This is a genomic window from Mesorhizobium sp. B264B1B, assembly GCF_020165765.1.
GTDB lineage: Bacteria > Pseudomonadota > Alphaproteobacteria > Rhizobiales > Rhizobiaceae > Mesorhizobium.
This window is the reverse complement of the sequence record NZ_JAIUIS010000008.1, coordinates 92,800-109,373: the sequence shown is the minus strand read 5'-3', so window position 1 is coordinate 109,373 and position 16,574 is coordinate 92,800. Positions and strand designations below refer to the sequence as shown.

14 protein-coding genes and 1 tRNA gene are annotated in these 16,574 nt (G+C 62.7%); 10 read left to right on the top strand and 5 right to left on the bottom strand.

The features are described 5' to 3' along the window. Positions 1-26 precede the first annotated feature (26 nt). The gene (gene gap / locus LB547_RS17900) at positions 27-1,037 is read right to left on the bottom strand and encodes a type I glyceraldehyde-3-phosphate dehydrogenase (RefSeq protein WP_140500546.1); all 1,011 of its coding nucleotides are present in this window, start codon (positions 1,035-1,037) and stop codon (positions 27-29) included. A gap of 211 nt (positions 1,038-1,248) precedes the next feature. Then, positions 1,249-3,240, bottom strand: coding sequence for a transketolase (gene tkt, locus LB547_RS17895; protein WP_140763780.1), 1,992 nt, complete (start codon positions 3,238-3,240; stop codon positions 1,249-1,251). Positions 3,241-3,499: 259 nt separating this feature from the next. Here tkt and LB547_RS17890 point away from each other — a divergent pair, with 259 nt between their 5' ends. From LB547_RS17890 to LB547_RS17875, 4 genes are all read left to right on the top strand, one after another. Beyond that, positions 3,500-3,772, top strand: a complete 273-nt coding sequence (locus LB547_RS17890) for a DUF4164 domain-containing protein (RefSeq protein WP_140500550.1) — start codon at positions 3,500-3,502, stop codon at positions 3,770-3,772. A gap of 4 nt (positions 3,773-3,776) precedes the next feature. Continuing rightward, positions 3,777-4,142, top strand: coding sequence for a cell division protein ZapA (locus LB547_RS17885; protein ID WP_140500552.1), 366 nt, complete (start codon positions 3,777-3,779; stop codon positions 4,140-4,142). Positions 4,143-4,311: 169 nt separating this feature from the next. Beyond that, on the top strand, positions 4,312-4,971 hold the full coding sequence (locus LB547_RS17880) for a peroxiredoxin (protein ID WP_140500553.1): 660 nt from the start codon (positions 4,312-4,314) through the stop codon (positions 4,969-4,971). Between the two features lie 248 nt (positions 4,972-5,219). Beyond that, positions 5,220-6,092, top strand: coding sequence for an MBL fold metallo-hydrolase (locus tag LB547_RS17875; protein ID WP_140763783.1), 873 nt, complete (start codon positions 5,220-5,222; stop codon positions 6,090-6,092). 85 nt (positions 6,093-6,177) lie between these two features. On the opposite strand, the gene rpoH is transcribed toward LB547_RS17875, so the two are convergent. Further along, positions 6,178-7,089 (bottom strand): RNA polymerase sigma factor RpoH, encoded by a 912-nt coding sequence (gene rpoH / locus LB547_RS17870; protein ID WP_027023478.1) that lies wholly within the window; start codon positions 7,087-7,089, stop codon positions 6,178-6,180. A gap of 211 nt (positions 7,090-7,300) precedes the next feature. Further along, entirely contained in the window at positions 7,301-8,356 is a 1,056-nt protein-coding gene (locus LB547_RS17865) for an RluA family pseudouridine synthase (RefSeq protein ID WP_140763786.1), read from the bottom strand. Positions 8,357-8,381: 25 nt separating this feature from the next. On the opposite strand from LB547_RS17865, the gene LB547_RS17860 reads away from it, so the two are divergent. The 4 genes from LB547_RS17860 to LB547_RS17845 all read left to right on the top strand — a co-directional run bounded on the left by LB547_RS17860 (position 8,382) and on the right by LB547_RS17845 (position 10,146). Then, entirely contained in the window at positions 8,382-8,780 is a 399-nt protein-coding gene (locus LB547_RS17860) for a fimbrial protein (RefSeq protein ID WP_140517879.1), read from the top strand. A 13-nt stretch (positions 8,781-8,793) separates the two neighbouring features. After that, positions 8,794-9,201, top strand: coding sequence for a VOC family protein (locus tag LB547_RS17855; RefSeq protein WP_140763789.1), 408 nt, complete (start codon positions 8,794-8,796; stop codon positions 9,199-9,201). 89 nt (positions 9,202-9,290) lie between these two features. Next, positions 9,291-9,365: transfer RNA gene (locus LB547_RS17850), tRNA-Glu, on the top strand. Positions 9,366-9,768: 403 nt separating this feature from the next. After that, on the top strand, positions 9,769-10,146 hold the full coding sequence (locus LB547_RS17845) for a hypothetical protein (RefSeq protein ID WP_140500560.1): 378 nt from the start codon (positions 9,769-9,771) through the stop codon (positions 10,144-10,146). A gap of 179 nt (positions 10,147-10,325) precedes the next feature. Here the strand turns inward: LB547_RS17845 and LB547_RS17840 are convergent, their stop codons facing one another. After that, positions 10,326-10,529: a hypothetical protein gene (locus LB547_RS17840; protein ID WP_140500562.1), complete on the bottom strand. Its 204-nt coding sequence runs from the start codon at positions 10,527-10,529 to the stop codon at positions 10,326-10,328. Between the two features lie 304 nt (positions 10,530-10,833). On the opposite strand from LB547_RS17840, the gene LB547_RS17835 reads away from it, so the two are divergent. Together LB547_RS17835 and LB547_RS17830 are read left to right on the top strand one after the other, a co-directional pair. Further along, the gene (locus tag LB547_RS17835) at positions 10,834-11,757 is read left to right on the top strand and encodes a DUF2865 domain-containing protein (protein WP_140525468.1); all 924 of its coding nucleotides are present in this window, start codon (positions 10,834-10,836) and stop codon (positions 11,755-11,757) included. A gap of 608 nt (positions 11,758-12,365) precedes the next feature. Further along, positions 12,366-16,499: a PAS domain-containing protein gene (locus LB547_RS17830; protein ID WP_181178045.1), complete on the top strand. Its 4,134-nt coding sequence runs from the start codon at positions 12,366-12,368 to the stop codon at positions 16,497-16,499. Positions 16,500-16,574: the final 75 nt, after the last annotated feature.

The following is a 16,574-nucleotide window of genomic DNA, read 5'->3' as shown; positions in this document are numbered from 1 at the left end:
CAAGTCTCTGGAAGATGGGCCCGCGATCAGGCGATGGTCTTGCCGAAGGCGACCGCGGTATCGCCCATGCGATTGGAGAAGCCCCATTCATTGTCGTACCAGGACAGCACCGAAACGAAGTTGCCGTCCATCACCTTGGTCTGGTCGAGCGCCACGATCGAGGAGTGCGGGTCGTGGTTGAAGTCGATCGACACGTTCGGATGATGGGTAACCGACAGGATGCCCTTGAGCTTGCCATTGGAGGCGGCGATCACCGCCTCGTTGATCTCCTGCGCCGACGTCGAGCGCTTGGCGATGAACTTGAAGTCGACGAGCGAGACGTTCGGCGTCGGCACGCGGATCGAGATGCCGTCGAGCTTGCCCTTGAGCTCGGGCAGCACCAGGCCGATGGCCTTGGCGGCACCGGTCGAGGTCGGGATCTGCGAGAGTGCCGCGGCGCGGGCGCGGTAGAGATCCTTGTGCATGGTGTCCAGCGTCGGCTGGTCGCCGGTGTAGGAATGGATCGTCGTCATCATGCCCTTTTCGATGCCGACCGTCTCGTGCAGGACTGCGGCCAGCGGCGCCAGGCAATTGGTGGTGCAGGACGCGTTCGAGATGACGATGTGGTCCTTGTTCAGCTTGTCGTGATTGATGCCGTAGACGACGGTGAGGTCGGCGCCTTCACCGGGCGCCGAAACGAGGACGCGCTTGGCGCCGGCGGTCAGGTGTGCGGCTGCCTTGTCGCGGGCGGTGAAGATGCCGGTGCATTCGAGCGCGATGTCGACGCCGAGCTCCTTCCACGGCAGCTGGGTCGGATCCTTGATCGCGGTGACCTTGAACGTCTCCTTGCCGACGGTGATCTGGTCGCCGGAAACCGATACTTCGTGCGGGAAGCGGCCGTGTACGCTGTCGTAGCGCAGGAGGTGGGCGTTGGTTTCAACCGGGCCGAGGTCGTTGACGGCGACGACGTCGATGTCCTTGCGGCCGGATTCATGGATGGCGCGCAGGATGTTGCGGCCGATGCGGCCGAATCCGTTGATGGCAACTCTGACGGTCATTTTTCTCTCCTTGGGAGCTGGAGGGCAGACGATTGGTCCGCAGCTTCATAGCGGCGGAAGCGGAAAGAATCCAGCCGCGGCGACGTGGATTTAAATCGATTAGGTCAGGCCAGTCCGGCGGAACCGCTGTACGCGGTTTCGCCGAGCGTTCTTGTTTCATACATGTCGCTGTCCCAAAATCGAGATACACTTTTGGGCAACAAGCACGGCCTTACTTGCCATGCAGGCGGGCTTCCGCCGCCTTGGCGGCCGCCTCGGCGGTGATGCCGAAATGCGGATAGAGCTGCTCGATCGTTCCCGAGGCGCCGAAGCCGGTCATGCCGATGAAGATGCCATCGGAGCCGATGAGGTGATCCCAGCCCTGGCGGATGCCGGCTTCGATCGCCATCTTCACCTTCGCATTGCCGATCGTCTTGCGGCGGTAGTCCTCGCTCTGCTTATCGAACAGTTCGAAGCAAGGAACCGAGACGACGCGGGTCGGATGGCCGTGCTTCTCCAGGAGGTCGCGGGCGCCGAGCGCGATCTCGACTTCCGAACCCGTGGCGAAGATCGTCACCGCGGCTTCGCCGCTGGCGGCGGCGAGCTCATAGGCGCCCTGGCTGCTCAGGTTCTTCTCTGTGAATTCGGTGCGCACGGTCGGCAGGTTCTGTCGGGTCAGCGCCAGCGTTGACGGCGTCTTTTCCGATTCAAGGGCCAACTGCCAGCATTCGGCGGTCTCGACCGCGTCCGCCGGACGGAACACGTTGTGGTTGGGGATGGCGCGCAGTGCCGCCACATGCTCGACCGGCTGATGGGTCGGGCCGTCTTCGCCGAGACCGATGGAGTCATGGGTCATGACGAAGATCGAGCGGATGCCCATCAGCGAGGCCAGTCGCATCGAGGGGCGGGCATAGTCTGAGAAGCACAGGAAAGTGCCGCCATAGGCGATCAGGCCGCCATGCAGCGTCAGCCCGTTGATGGCGGCAGCCATGCCGTGTTCGCGGATGCCGTAGTGAACATATCGCTGGCCGTAATCGTCCGGCGTGATGTTCTTGGTCTGGCTGGTCTTGGTGTTGTTGGAGCCGGTGAGATCGGCTGAGCCGCCGATGGTTTCGGGCACGGCGCCGTTGATGACTTCCAGCGCCATTTCGGAAGATTTGCGAGTGGCGACCTTCGGCTTGTCGGCGGAGAGCTTCTTTTTGTAGTCGGCAATGACGGCGTCGAAGTTGGACGGTAGCTTGCCGGCAACGCGGCGCTCGAACTCTGCCCTGAGCTTGGCGTCGGCCTTGGCGAGGCGGCCTTCCCAGTCGGCGCGCGCCTCGGCGCCGGCCGTGCCGGCGGTGCGCCAGGCATCGAGGATGTCGGCTGGGACCTCGAAGGGGGGTGACTCCCAGTTGAAGAACTTGCGCGCGCCGGCGATCTCGTCGGCGCCGAGGGGCGAGCCGTGCGCCTTGTTGGTGCCGGCCTTGGTCGGGGCGCCGAAGCCGATGGTCGTCTTGCAGGCGATCATCGTCGGCTTGTCGGAATGGCGGGCGGCTTCGATCGCATAGGCGACGGCTTCCGGATCCGTGCCGTCGATGTGGCTGGCGTTCCAACCGGAAGCCTGGAAGCGCGCGACCTGGTCGGTATTGTCAGCCAGCGACACCGGGCCGTCGATCGAGATGTTGTTGTTGTCCCAGAACACGATCAGCTTGTTGAGCTTGAGGTGCCCGGCAAGCGCGATCGCCTCCTGGGAGACACCTTCCATCAGGCAGCCGTCGCCGGCCAGCACATAGGTGTAGTGGCTGACGAGGTCGTTGCCGAAGGCGGCGTTCATGATGCGCTCGCCGAGCGCGAACCCGACAGAATTGGCAAGGCCCTGGCCGAGCGGGCCGGTGGTCGTTTCGATGCCGGCGGCGTGGCCATATTCGGGATGGCCGGCGGTTTTCGAGCCCAACTGGCGGAAGTGCTTGATCTGGTCGATCGTCATGTCTTCGTAGCCGGTCAGGTAGAGCAGCGAGTAGAGCAGCATCGAGCCGTGGCCGGCCGACAGGATGAAGCGGTCGCGGTCGGCCCAATGCGGCGCCTTGGCGTCGAATTTCAGGAAACGGGTGAACAGCACCGTGGCAATGTCGGCGCAGCCCATGGGCAGGCCGGGATGGCCGGAGTTCGCCTTCTCGACCGCGTCCATGGAGAGAAAGCGGATCGCATTGGCCATCCGGTCATGTTGTTCACGCGACGTCATGGTTCCTCCGGGGTGGGGTTTGGGGCCTTGGGAGAGCCCTTGAAAAGCGTGCGCGACACATAGCAGGCGCGCACTTTTAGTCAACAAACCGGTGCGCATTTGCCGGCCTTGTGATGCCGCGGGCAGGCCTATATTAGCGTTAGCAGGGGACAGTCGCGAGAGCTTTGTTGACGTCGCCTTCACCCGGTGCCTAATGTTTCAGAGATAACGCGTTCTGAACGCGAGCGATTCGGTGATGGGCAGGGCACAGGACGAGGCCATGACCGGGGAAACGACACTCAAGGAAGTCATCGCAAGGCTGGGCAAGGCCATGGAAGGCCTGGAAAACGCCGTCGCGGCCAAGCTCGAGCATGAGCGCGATTATTCGGAAGCCGAGGCCGAGGTGCAGCGGATGAATGCCGACCGCTCGCGGCTGGCGCAGGAGCTCGACAGTTCCGAGGCGCGCGCCGAGCGGCTGGAGGATGCCAACAAGGAAGTGTCGCGACGACTGGTGACCGCCATGGAAACCATCCGCGCTGTGTTGGATAGGTAGGCTGATGGCACAGGTCACGGTTTCCATCGACGGCAAGCAGTATCGGATGGCCTGCGACGAAGGCCAGGAAGAGCATCTGATCGATCTCGCCGAGCGTTTCGACCGCTACGTCTCGCATCTGAAGGATTCATTCGGCGAGATCGGCGACCAGCGGCTGACGGTCATGGCCGGCATCATGGTCATGGATGAACTCTCGGAGCTGCAGAAGCGCGTCAAGGGCATGGAAAGCGAAGTGCTGACCTTGCGCAAGACCCGCGACGAGGCGCTGACCAAGGCCGACAAGAGCGACAGCGTGCTGACCAACGCGCTTGGCGCGCTGGCGCAGCGCATGGAAGATCTTGCGGCGACGCTGGCCGTCAACAAGGCATAAGCGGTCTCCTCGGAAATTCCTGCCGAACTTGGCGGCAAGAAGAGAAATTTTTTCGCGGGCGTGACGGGCGCCTGTGGCTTTAGGCATTTGTGGGTTGCCGCCGAGGTGTTAAAAAGATTTGAGCGCTCGCCAGCCGTTGCCGGCAACATTTCAAGGGTAGGGAAACAACATGAGCCTTCGCATCAACGATATCGCCCCGGATTTCACCGCCGAGACCACGCAAGGACCGATCAGCTTTCACCAGTGGATCGGTGACGGCTGGGCGGTGCTGTTCAGCCACCCGAAGAATTTCACTCCCGTCTGCACGACCGAGTTGGGCACGATGGCGGGGCTCGAGGGCGAGTTCAAGAAGCGCAACGTCAAGATCATCGGCATTTCGGTCGATCCGGTCGAAAGCCACGGCAAATGGCAGGACGATATCAAGACGGCGACCGGCCATTCGGTGAACTATCCGCTGATCGGCGACAAGGATCTCAAGGTCGCCAAGCTTTACGACATGCTGCCTGCCGGTGCCGGCGAGACCTCGGAAGGCCGCACGCCCGCCGACAATGCCACCGTGCGTTCGGTCTATGTCATTGGGCCCGACAAGAAGATCAAGCTGGTGCTGACCTATCCGATGACCACGGGCCGCAACTTTGACGAGATCCTGCGCGCGGTCGATTCCATGCAGTTGACCGCCAAGCACCAGGTGGCGACGCCGGCGAACTGGAAACAGGGCGAGGACGTCATCATCACCGCGGCCGTTTCCAACGAGGACGCCATCAAGCGCTTCGGCGCCTACGAGACCATCCTGCCCTATCTCAGGAAGACCAAGCAGCCTTCCGCGTAAAGCGGCTCTCCGGTTCACGGAAACGGCGAACCATCTCTTTGTTTTTGCGCAATTCCTTGGGCAAAGCGCCACGCGCCTTTCCCGGGAAACCGCTTGGAATTGCTCCAGTTGCCTGGCCGGCATTTTTCGACTTCCGTCGCTTTTCTGGCAAGGCGTGCTTGACGGCAGGGCCCCGCTAGACAAGCATGCTCTTATGTTGCTCTGGCAGAGAAAATCATTCCTGTCTGGCTAACGGAGGGGACGTCGGATTGGACATAGGTTCGGCAAAGCCTGAGGTCACCGGTTTCCACGACAAGCCGACCGGCGCCATCCAGTATGTCGTCGCCGACCGGGTGACGAAGCGGTGTGCCATAATCGATCCGGTCCTCGACTTCGACGAGAAGTCCGGCGCAGTTTCGACAACCAATGCCGATGCGCTGCTGGATTTCGTCAGGGCGGAGGGACTGAGCGTCGAATGGATTCTCGACACCCATCCGCATGCCGATCATTTCTCGGCCGCGCAGTACCTGAAGCAAAGGACCGCGGCGCCGACGGCGATCGGCGAGAGGATCGTCGAGGTCCAGAAATTGTGGAAGGCGATCTACAACTGGCCGGATTTCCCCGCCGACGGCTCGCAGTGGGACCGGCTGTTCGGCGACGGCGAGGTTTTTCGGGTGGGAACGCTTCCAGCAAGGGTGCTTTTCTCGCCCGGGCACACGCTGGCGTCGATCACCTATGTGATCGGGGATGCAGCCTTTGTTCACGACACGCTGTTCATGCCCGACAGCGGCACGGCAAGGACGGATTTTCCCGGCGGCAGCGCCGCGCGCCTGTGGCACTCGATCCAGGGCATTCTGGCCCTGCCGGAGGACACGCGCGTCTTTGTCGGCCATGATTATCAGCCCGGCGGGCGCCAGGCGTTATGGGAGAGCACGGTTGCCGCGCAGAAAGCCGACAACATACATCTTGCCGCCGCGCGCGGCGAGGCCGAGTTCGTTGCCCTGCGCGAGGCGCGCGACCGGACATTGCCGATGCCGAGGCTGATCCTGCATGCGCTGCAGGTCAACATGAATGGCGGACGCCTGCCGGAACCGGAAGCCAATGGCCGACGGTATCTGAAGTTTCCGCTGGATGGGCTTTGAAGCAATCACAGCACCCGCTGCGGTATACAAAAAGGCGGCGCCAGTCTCCTGACGCCGCCGTTTTATCTTGTTGCCGATGCCGGCTTTAAGCCGCCGGCTGCGCCTCGATGGTGCGCAGCGCCTGGGTCTGGCGCTTGGCGGCGGCCTTGACGGCATCCTGCACCTTCTCGAAAGCGCGCACTTCGATCTGGCGCACGCGCTCGCGGCTGATGTCGAACTCAGCCGACAGTTCTTCCAGGGTCAGCGGCTCATCGGCGAGGCGGCGCGCCTCGAAGATGCGCCGTTCGCGTTCGTTGAGCACCGCAAGAGCACCCGACAGCATGCCGCGCCGGTTTTCCAGCTCGTCCTGCTCGATCAGCATCTCTTCCTGGCTTTCGTGGTCGTCGACCAGCCAGTCCTGCCATTCGCCGGACTCGCCTTCCGTCGCCCGGATCGGCGCGTTGAGTGAGGCGTCGCCCGACAGGCGGCGGTTCATCGACACGACTTCCGCTTCCGAGACGTTCAGCCTCGTGGCGATTTCGGCGATCTGGTCGGGCTTGAGGTCGCCGTCGTCAAGCGCCTGGATCTTGCCCTTCACCTTGCGCAGGTTGAAGAACAGACGCTTCTGGTTGGCGGTCGTGCCCATCTTGACCAGGCTCCACGAGCGCAGGATGTATTCCTGGATCGAGGCCTTGATCCACCACATGGCGTAGGTCGCGAGGCGGAAGCCACGCTCTGGCTCGAATTTCTTGACGGCCTGCATCAGGCCGACATTGCCTTCCGAGATCACTTCGCCAATCGGCAGGCCGTAGCCGCGATAGCCCATGGCGATCTTGGCGACGAGCCGCAAATGGCTGGTGACGAGCTTGTGCGCTGCGGAAGTGTCCTCATGCTCGGCATAACGCTTGGCGAGCATGTACTCTTCCTGCGGCTGAAGCATCGGAAAGCGGCGGATCTCTTCCAGGTAGCGGCTGAGGCCGCCTTCGCCGGAAACGATACTGGGTAGTGACTGGGCCATGATAGCGCCCCCTCTCTATTGGAGTGATGCCCCCGAAACGCGGCGGGCATGTGACGCGAGCACCAAAGGCTCGCTCGCGACATCAGATATATACAGGAACAAAACCAGAAAAGACAGGCATTTGTTCAACACGAAACAGTGTGTCACGCTGAAGTGAACAACGCCAGTCAGGTTTTTTGATGGTTGATTTGAAGCTTGCCGGGCGGCGGATTCAGAGACTGCGAAAGCCGCCGACGAGTTCCTCCATGTCCCTCGGTATCGGTGCCTCGAACCTCATCGATAGATGGGTAGTCGGATGGCGAAATTCAAGGAGCCAGGCGTGCAAAGCTTGCCGGGAGAAGGCCTTGACCTGGCTTCTCAGCGGTTCGGGCAACCGGTTGGCCTTGGTGCGAAAGGCTTGGCCGTAATCGGGATCACCGAGCACCGGATGACCGATATGGGCCATGTGGACGCGGATCTGATGGGTGCGGCCGGTCTCCAGCCGGCATTCAACCAGACTTGCGGTTGCGAATTCCTTTTGGTTTTCGCCGAAGCGCTCCTGCACCGCAAAATGGGTGACGGCGTGGCGGGCATCGTCGCGTCCTTCGGGTACTACGGCGCGACGCACACGGTCGGCGGCGCGGCCGAGTGGGGCATCCACCGTTCCGGCCGGCCGCTGCGGTATGCCCCAGACCAGCGCCAGGTAGGCGCGCTCGAGATCGCCTGTCAGGCCGTGATCGGCAAAGGCCTCCGAAAGCGCCTTGTGGGCGCGGTCGGTCTTGGCCACGACCATGACGCCGCTGGTTTGCTTGTCGAGGCGATGAACGATGCCCGGCCGGCGCACGCCGCCGATGCCGGACAGGCTGTCGCCGCAATGATGGATCAGCGCATTGACCAGCGTGCCGGTCCAATTGCCGGCGCCGGGATGGACGACAAGCCCGGCGGGTTTGTTGATGACGATCAGTTCGTCATCTTCATAGAGGATATCGAGGGCGATGTTTTCCCCCTGTGGCTCCGCCGGTTCCGGCTCCGGCATGGCGACCGAGACAGTTTCGCCCGGCGACATCTTGCGCTTGGTCTCGACAACGGCCTTGCCGTCGACCAAGACCGCGCCCTGCCTGATCAGCATCTGCACGCGGCTGCGCGACATTTCCGGGCCGAGCCTGCCTGCCAGCCACTGATCGATGCGCTGGCCGGCATCGTCGGCGCCGGCCACGAGCACGATCGGTTCTGCCTGCATGAATTGGTCCTCTATCAATCCGGGGGCCTCTTCGTTATGAGCGCTCATCGAGAATCGTTCCGGAATGTTTGCCATGGCCCGCCCCGCCGCCGACGAAGACGCCGTTGTTGAAGGCGGGGAAAAGCCGCTCAACCCCGAGATCGAAAAGGTGCGCGGCAGGCTCATCCGCTTCATGGCCATCAATCTCGGCCTGCTCTTGCTGGCCCTTATGGTGGTGATCGCGGCGATTGTCTACAAATCACGCAAGGCAGCGCCGGTGAGCCCGCCGCTGGCCGGCGACATCCAGGTGCCCGCCGGCGAACCGCTCAGCGGAGACATCGTGCTGCCGGTCGGCGCCAGGGTGGTCAGCCAGTCGCTATCCGGCAATCGCGTCTCGATCGAGGCCGAACTTGTCGATGGCAGCCGCACGATCTTCGTCTACGATATGGGCGAGCGGCGCATAATCGGCCGCTTCGCAATCCGCAACAAATGAAGCCCGGCGCGCAATGACCGGCTTTGCCGAAAACCGTCATATCGCCACCGTTGCGCTGGTCGTCGACAGCTATGACGAAGCAATCGACTGGTATGTCGGGCGAATGGGCTTTGTGCTCCTGGAGAATGTGGACCTTGGCGGCGGCAAGCGCTGGGTGACGGTCGCGCCGGCCAGCGGGCGCGGCGCGCGGCTGCTTCTGGCCCAGGCCTCCGACGAGGCACAAAGGAAGAGCATCGGCAACCAGACCGGCGGGCGGGTTTTTCTCTTCCTGGAAACCGACAACTTTGCCCGCGATCATGCGGCGATGGTGGCGAAGGGCGTCGAATTTCGCGAGCCACCGCGCTTGGAGCCCTACGGCACGGTGGCGGTTTTCGCCGATCTCCACGGCAATCTATGGGACCTGATCGAGCCAAAACGCTAGCAGCAGCCAGCTTTTTCTTGATCCCGGGAAAGCCGGCGGACCCCAGTTGCTTTTTCTCCGCCGCCAGCCTATATCGCCGGTTCTTGAACGCGCCCATCGTCTAGCGGTCAGGACACCGCCCTCTCACGGCGGGAACAGGGGTTCGATTCCCCTTGGGCGTACCAAGAAGGCGACGGCTCAGCCGTTGATGATCCCTCCAGCATCAAACAATGTTCAAGGCCTCCGCGGAAGCTTCGTCATATGCGCGCATATGACCGCATGGAGCGCTGGCAAAAGCCGGGCTCGGAGCTATGGCATGGCGGCTTCGATTAACGTTTCGTTTACCTATAATCTGTCTATTGGAGACAATTCACCCGCGACCACGGATGTACTGGCGCTGCGGTGAAAACAAAGGTCGGCCCACTGCCGGCCTTTTGTTTTTTGGCCGGCCGCTGCGGGCAGGGCTGCCTCCAATGCTTTCGGCAAGAGCTTTCGCCAAAGCATATTGCCCTTGCCATCTCCAGCCCTACCATCAATCCTGACGATCGCACGCGGGCGGCCGGAAGGGTCGACGGTGGAGGAATTGCAATGAAAAGAACCGCTGGAATGCTCCTGATTAGCGGCGCATTGGCGATTGGCGCCACCTGCCCGTCGGCTGCCGCCCAGCTCAACACGATGGACGAAGTCGGCACGGCGATCCAGGCATGCTGGACGCCGCCGGCGGATGCTGGAAATTCCATCGTCACTCTGAGCTTCAGCTTCAAGCGCGACGGCACGCTGCTTGGTCCGCCACGGCCGACCGCCGCCAAGGTGGCCGGCGACGACAAGGCGCGAAAGTCGTTCATCGACGCCGCAATGACCGCGGTGAAGAATTGCACGCCGCTCAGCCTTTCGCCGCAACTGGCGCAAGGGATTGCCGGCAACGTGTTCACCTTGCAATTCGTATCTCCCAAGATCGGCCAATAGCTGTTTTCCGCAACTCTCCGCGCAGGGCGCGCCGCGGCTTAATGCGCTAGAGCCGTTCGGCGTTCGGATCGCCGATCCCGCTTCAATTTTTTACGCAATCCTGACGGAAAACGTCTGCCAGCCAGCCGCTCAGGTAGCGACTACCACCAAACCATCTCGCCCAGCACCGCCTTCACCGGTCAGTGGCTGGTACGCCGCGCCTCGGCGTGCCGCGCCAGGTCGGGTGTCTCGAAGACGTAGTCGTTCCAAGCCGATTCCGGGATTTGCCCGGCCAGATAGCATTCCAGCAGCAGGTTTTGCTCGGCGCTCAGGGGCCTCGGATCAAGTCCCAGGGAATGAAAAAGATTTCTTGTCAGTTCCGATACCGTGACCTGGATCGACATCTGCGTTCTCCTTCGCGCTTCAACGCGAAAGGACGGGCAAAGGTTTCAGGGCCCGTTTCCGGTAACGCCGGAGTGATTCGGCAGGCCTGCCAGCCGTCGGTCCGGCTGCATTGTTTTGCAGTTCGTCTCAACCTTGAAATAAAAATGCAATATTGAATTCACAGAGGTTCTTCTATTAAACTAAAGACAAGTCTCTCAATGCATGGAGACTAGAAAGATTAGATAAAACTCATTTAGCGAAAGCTTACCGAAGTCGAAAGAGTTGTCATTCCAGGTTCTCAGCAACAAGGACCGCGTCCTTCCGATGATCCGTTTCTGGTCCCCCATGATGATCGCGTTCGTCACCCTGACCGTGCTCGCGCTCGGCATGTCCAGTTCTTATGCCGACAGTTGCAGTGCAATAAGAAATCAGTTGTCTTCGGCCGGCCGTGGCGGCGGCACGAGCCCCGAGCTTGCCCAGTTGCACCGCCAGCTTGCCGCGATCCAAGGCATCGAGAGGCAGCGCAAGTGTACGGCGAAAAATTCCCTCGGTGGTTTCTTCAACGCATGCGCCGATCTTGCCAGGAACAGGAGCGAGGTGCAGCGCCAGATCGCTGCGGCCTCCAATTCAGGCCGGGACATGTCGGGGCTGCGGGCACGCTTTGTCGCGCTTGGCTGCGCGCCAGCGGCAAAGCGCGCGGCGGCGAAGACCCAATCGGTGTCTGCGGCGGCGCCAGCGGCGAGGGCAACGGGCGCCGGCAACGCGATGCTGTTCTGCGTGCGCCTTTCGGATGGATATTTCTTCCCAGCACCCAAGTCGCAGTTCGCCGGCAGCGACGATGTGAAGGATATGGCCGATCAATGCCGCTACATCTGCGACGAGCCGGGCGTCGACCTCTATACGCTCAGCGACGTCAGCCTCGAAACCGAAAAGATGGTCTCTCTCGACACGCGCAAGCCCTACACCGATCTGCCGACCGCATTCCGCTACCGCGACGACGTCAATTTCAAGGCATGTGACCTAAAACGCTACTACAGCAGGGTCGCCGAATTGAGGGCCCGAACGGTAACGCCCACAAACATGACCAATGCCATCATCCCCTTGCCGTCGGCCAAGCCGGACCTCGGCAGCGTCGCGGCAATTCCCGCGGCGGACGCCGAAGCCTCCGGGGCGGCCCAGCATCAGTCGATAGAGGCCGGCAAGCGGCCGGTGAGAATAGTCGGCCCGGCCTTCTTCCCAGCCGAATGATCATCCGCCCCCGGTTGTAGGCGCCGGTTTCTCAGCCAAGGTCAGTTTTGGGTGGCACCCATCAGTCGCAGACCATGCGAACCCTCTTTCCGGGTTCGCTGACATTCCTGCATGCCAGGGGCTTTTCCTCATCGGAGGACGGCGGAGGTGGCCTCGAAACTCTTGAAAGATGACGTCTCGGTGCGGCGCGCGGCGCGGGCCTGCGCTCGGAAAACCGGGTTGGCGGTTGTGGCGGCGCCGGAAAAGCGCCGTTTTCCATTCCGGACGGCCCGTATTCCACATTGGGCGGCGGCCGGTCCCAGAAACGCCGGGCATCGAGCGGGCGCGGAATGACGACGGTGCCGTCATAGCTGCGCGAACAGCCGCTGCCGAAAAGCAGCGCCGCGCTCAGCAAGCAAGGCACAATCCGTCCAAACATCAGCAACACCCCAATATTGGCTTATAGCGCGGCTTCGATCAGGCCGACAACCGGGCGCAATGGCGCAGGCCAGGGCCCGTCCGGTGCGCAACGGCTTGTTAAGGTTAGCGGATCGTTAATGCTTCTCGGGCACATTCCGCCGACGAACCGCGGAGGGAGGGTTCGGCCTTGGATTCGGGGTGGGGACGGCATGGCTGAAGCGAACGAGACAGCCGGCGTGCGCGGCGAGCGCGGGTCGGGCGAAATGGCGGTGAACGACGCGGCTTCGTTCACCGCAGGCATGGATTTGGCCATGCTACGCCAGCTGGTCGAAACGGGCTCGGACTGGATCTGGGAGACCGACGCCGAGCTGCGCTTTTCCTGGCTTTCGCACAACTACCAGGCGGTCACGGGCATCGACCCGGCCGCTGTGCTTGGCCGCTTCCGGTTCGATTTCCTGAAGCAGGTCCTGAACGGCAACCGCAGCGCAGCAATGCATCTGGAGGATCTGCAGGCACATCGGCCGTTCCGTGACTTTGTCTACGAACTGAAGGGAGGTCGCGCCGATTGCCGCTGGGTGCTGACCTCAGGCTTTCCACGCTTCGATGACGAGGGGAAATTCGCCGGCTATCGTGGCATTGGACGCAATGTCACCGGATTGGCCGTCGCCTTCGAAGAACTGGAGCAGAAGCAGCAAGGAGAGGCGTCTTCGGGAGGCCTTCCCGACCTTCGCACGATGGTCGATTCGATGCCGATCGGGATCATGGTCCTCGACGCCGACCTGCGCGCCGAAGTGATCAACCAGGCCTTCTACAATTTGTGGAAAATCGATCCCCAGTGCGCCGGGATCGGCTCGGGCTTCCGCGAGTTGATGGAGGCCAGCCGCGCCGCCGATTCCTACGGCGCCGACGACGTTGCCTGGCAGCGTCATACCGCCGAGCGCGAGGCCGAGATCAGGGCCGGCGTCGCCGGCTCGAGACAATTGCCGCGCAATGACGGGCGTACCCTGGTTGCGTCGCTGGCCCCGCTGGCCGGCGGCAAGCGGCTCATCTCCTATGTCGATGTCACCGACATGAAGGATCGCGAGGCCGAGCTGGCCGACGCGCTGGAAAAGGCGCGACTGGCGGAAGCGGTGATCAACGGCGTCAAGGATCCGATCTTCGTCAAGGATGACGATCTGCGCTTCGTCTTCGTCAACGAAGCGTTTGCGGGCCTGTTCGGCCAGACCCCGCAAACCATGCTTGGCAAGCCCGGCGGCAATTTTCTCGCGCCGGCCGAGGTCGCGCTGTTCGAGGAAAGCGAGCGCGAGGTGCTGGCGACCGGGCGGCCTTACGAGGTGGAGGAAAGTTTCGAGGTCGACGGCGTCGACCGCTCGCGCGTCGTCAGGAAGAACCGCGTTAGAATGGCAAGCGGCCGCAACTACGTGGCCGGCTTCCTGTTCGACGTCTCGGACATGAAGGGCCGTGAGACCGAGGCGCAGGACGCCCGCAAACACCTGGCCAGCGTGCTGGAATCGCTGCCGGCCGCCGTGATCATCTACGACCGCGATGACAATTTCGTTTTCGCCAACCGCAAGATGCAGGACACGCTGCCGGCGTTGAAGCCGGCATGGCAGCCCGGCCGCACCTTCCGCGACGCGCTGGCGCTCGGTCATTCGGCTGGCTATTTCCGCTCGAGCGGCGATCCGCGGGTCGATGCGCTCTATGATGGCGATCTCGATGGCTGGCTGGACAGCATCCTCGCCCGCTACCACCTGCCATACTCATCCTTCGAACGTCTCAATCCCGACGGCCGCTGGTACCAGGTTTATGACATGCGCACCGATGACGGCACGTTCATCGGCGTGCGCGTCGACATCTCCGAGATCAAGAGCCGCGAAAAGGCGCTGCACGATTCGATGCGGCAGATCGACCTGTTCCGGCACGTGCTGGACGAACTGCCCGTGGCCGCCTTCATCAAGGCGCAGGACCTCAGCATCGAGTTCGTCAACAAGGCCTGGTGCGCGATCACCGGGCTCGCCAAGGAAGACGTCATCGGCCGCACCGATCGGCAGCTGTTCGGCGACGGGGATGGAGAAAGCTACAGCCTGGACGATACCGAGGTTGCCCTCACGGGCAGCGTCAGGGAGGTCGAGGAGCCCGTCACCCATCGCGACGGCACGGTGCGGCAGTTGATGACGCGCAAGAGCCGGCTGGTGGCGCTGGACGGATCGGTGCATCTGGTCGGCTCCAGCACCGACATCACCGAGGTCAAGGCGCGCGAGCGGGCGCTGGAAGAAAGCATGCGCGAGAACGAGGTGTTCCGCAGCCTGATCGACAACGTGCCGGTGTCGATCTATGCCAAACGCTCCGATCTCAGGCAATTCTACGTCAACAAGGGGTGGTGCGATCTCACCGGCTTCAGCAAGCAGGACGCGATCGGCAAGACCGATATCGAAATTTTCGGGCCCGACGGCGAAGCCTTCGTCAATGGCGACCTCGCGGTGCTGCGCAGCGGCGAAACCCAGGAGGTCGAGGAGACGGTGATGCTCCCGGACGGCAGCGTGCGCCACCAGTTCGCCCGCAAGGGCGCGATGATCGCGTCCGACGGGTCGCTCTACCTGATCGGGTCGACCACCGACATCACCGAATTGAAGCTGCGCGAGGCGGAACTGCGCGAGGCGCGCCAGCGCGCCATACTTGCCGACCGCGCCAAGTCGGAATTCCTCGCCAATATGAGCCATGAGATTCGCACCCCGATGAACGGCGTGCTGGGCATGGCCGAACTCCTGGCCAAATCCGATCTCGATCCGAAGCAGAAGACCTTCACCGACATCATCGTCAAATCGGGCAACGCGCTGCTCACCATCATCAACGATATCCTGGATTTCTCCAAGATCGATGCCGGCCAGTTGGTGCTCGATCCCGCCCCCTTCAATCTCGCCGAGGCGATCGAGGACGTGGCGACGCTGGTGTCGACGCGGGCCAAGGAAAAGGACCTCGAGCTCATCGTGCGCATCGAGCCTGGGCTCGAAAGCCTGTTCATCGGCGATGTCGGCCGCATCCGGCAGATCGTCACCAACCTGCTCGGCAATGCGGTGAAGTTCACCGAAGAAGGCCATGTGCTCGTCGACGTCACCGGCGAAAGTGTGCCGGACGGAACCAGGCTGACGATCTCGGTCACCGACACCGGGATCGGCATCCCTGAGGAAAAGCTGAAACAGGTGTTCGAGAAATTCAGCCAGGTCGACACCTCCTCGACGAGGCGGCATGAGGGCACTGGGCTCGGGCTCGCGATCACCTCGCGGCTGGTCGAATTGATGGGCGGCGACATCGGCGTGGAAAGCGCCGAAGGCAAGGGGTCGACCTTCTGGTTCACGGTCACGCTGCCCAGGGCCGGACAACAGAACGCGCAGCGCATCATGCCGGTGGACGTGACCGGCGCGCGGGTGCTGATCGTCGACGACAATGCCGTCAACCGCGCCATCCTGACCGAGCAGATGACGTCATGGACCTTCGATTCCTGCGCGGCCGAGAGCGGCGCCGAGGGACTGAAAGTGCTGATCGCGGCCGCCGCCTACGGCGTGCCGGTCGATTGCGTCGTGCTCGATTATCAGATGCCCGAGATGAGCGGCGCCGAGATGGCAGGTGTCGTGCGCAACACCGCCGGGCTTGCCGACACGCCGATCATCATGCTGACCTCCGTCGACCAGTCGCTGGCCAACACCAGTTACCGCGATCTCGGCATTGATGCCCAACTCATCAAGCCCGCACGCTCCTCGGTGCTCCTGGAAACGCTGGTCGCCACCATCCAGCGGCATCGCCACGCCACGGATGTCGCCCGGCCGCTTGCTGTCGAGGGAGGCGGCGGGAACAATCCACAGTCACCGCCACCGGCGGCAGGGCAACGCGCGTTGCTGCAGCCGCCGCCGGTCAGGCCTCGGCTTGCCGCGACTGGCGGCGAGCAGCGGCTGGACATCCTCGTGGCCGAGGACAATGAGGTCAACCAGATGGTCTTCACCCAGATCCTCGGCGAGACCGGCTACGGTTTCGAGATCGTCGGCAATGGCCGCAAGGCGCTGGACGCTTTCGGCAGGCTCAATCCGTGCATGATCCTGATGGACGTCTCGATGCCGGAGATGAACGGGCTCGAGGCAACCGCCGCCATCCGCCGGCTGGAAGAGGAAACCGGCACGCATGTGCCGATCGTCGGGGTCACCGCGCATGCGCTCAAGGGCGATCGCGAACGCTGCCTGGACGCCGGCATGGATGACTATCTGCCCAAGCCGATCAGCCCCAGGGCCCTGCTCGAAAAGGTCGAGCGCTGGGTCGGCGCCGGTCGCCAGGCCCGGCGCAACGCGGGATAGACTTTGCGCCTTCGGCCGGATTGCGGCGAGAATCACCCGGGGCCGGCCGCAGCCCTTCGAGCAAGACTATGGTGC

Bases quoted from the DNA above. Each gene is read 5' to 3' on its own strand.
- LB547_RS17890 (WP_140500550.1), top strand. From the start codon at position 3,500: ATGACCGGGGAAACGACACTCAAGGAAGTCATCGCAAGGCTGGGCAAG.
- LB547_RS17840 (WP_140500562.1), bottom strand. From the start codon at position 10,529: ATGTCGATCCAGGTCACGGTATCGGAACTGACAAGAAATCTTTTTCAT.
- LB547_RS17880 (WP_140500553.1), top strand. From the start codon at position 4,312: ATGAGCCTTCGCATCAACGATATCGCCCCGGATTTCACCGCCGAGACC.
- LB547_RS17855 (WP_140763789.1), top strand. From the start codon at position 8,794: ATGACCGGCTTTGCCGAAAACCGTCATATCGCCACCGTTGCGCTGGTC.
- gap (WP_140500546.1), bottom strand. From the start codon at position 1,037: ATGACCGTCAGAGTTGCCATCAACGGATTCGGCCGCATCGGCCGCAAC.
- LB547_RS17835 (WP_140525468.1), top strand. From the start codon at position 10,834: ATGATCCGTTTCTGGTCCCCCATGATGATCGCGTTCGTCACCCTGACC.
- tkt (WP_140763780.1), bottom strand. From the start codon at position 3,240: ATGACGTCGCGTGAACAACATGACCGGATGGCCAATGCGATCCGCTTT.
- LB547_RS17860 (WP_140517879.1), top strand. From the start codon at position 8,382: ATGGCCCGCCCCGCCGCCGACGAAGACGCCGTTGTTGAAGGCGGGGAA.
- LB547_RS17830 (WP_181178045.1), top strand. From the start codon at position 12,366: ATGGCTGAAGCGAACGAGACAGCCGGCGTGCGCGGCGAGCGCGGGTCG.
- rpoH (WP_027023478.1), bottom strand. From the start codon at position 7,089: ATGGCCCAGTCACTACCCAGTATCGTTTCCGGCGAAGGCGGCCTCAGC.
- LB547_RS17845 (WP_140500560.1), top strand. From the start codon at position 9,769: ATGAAAAGAACCGCTGGAATGCTCCTGATTAGCGGCGCATTGGCGATT.
- LB547_RS17885 (WP_140500552.1), top strand. From the start codon at position 3,777: ATGGCACAGGTCACGGTTTCCATCGACGGCAAGCAGTATCGGATGGCC.
- LB547_RS17865 (WP_140763786.1), bottom strand. From the start codon at position 8,356: ATGAGCGCTCATAACGAAGAGGCCCCCGGATTGATAGAGGACCAATTC.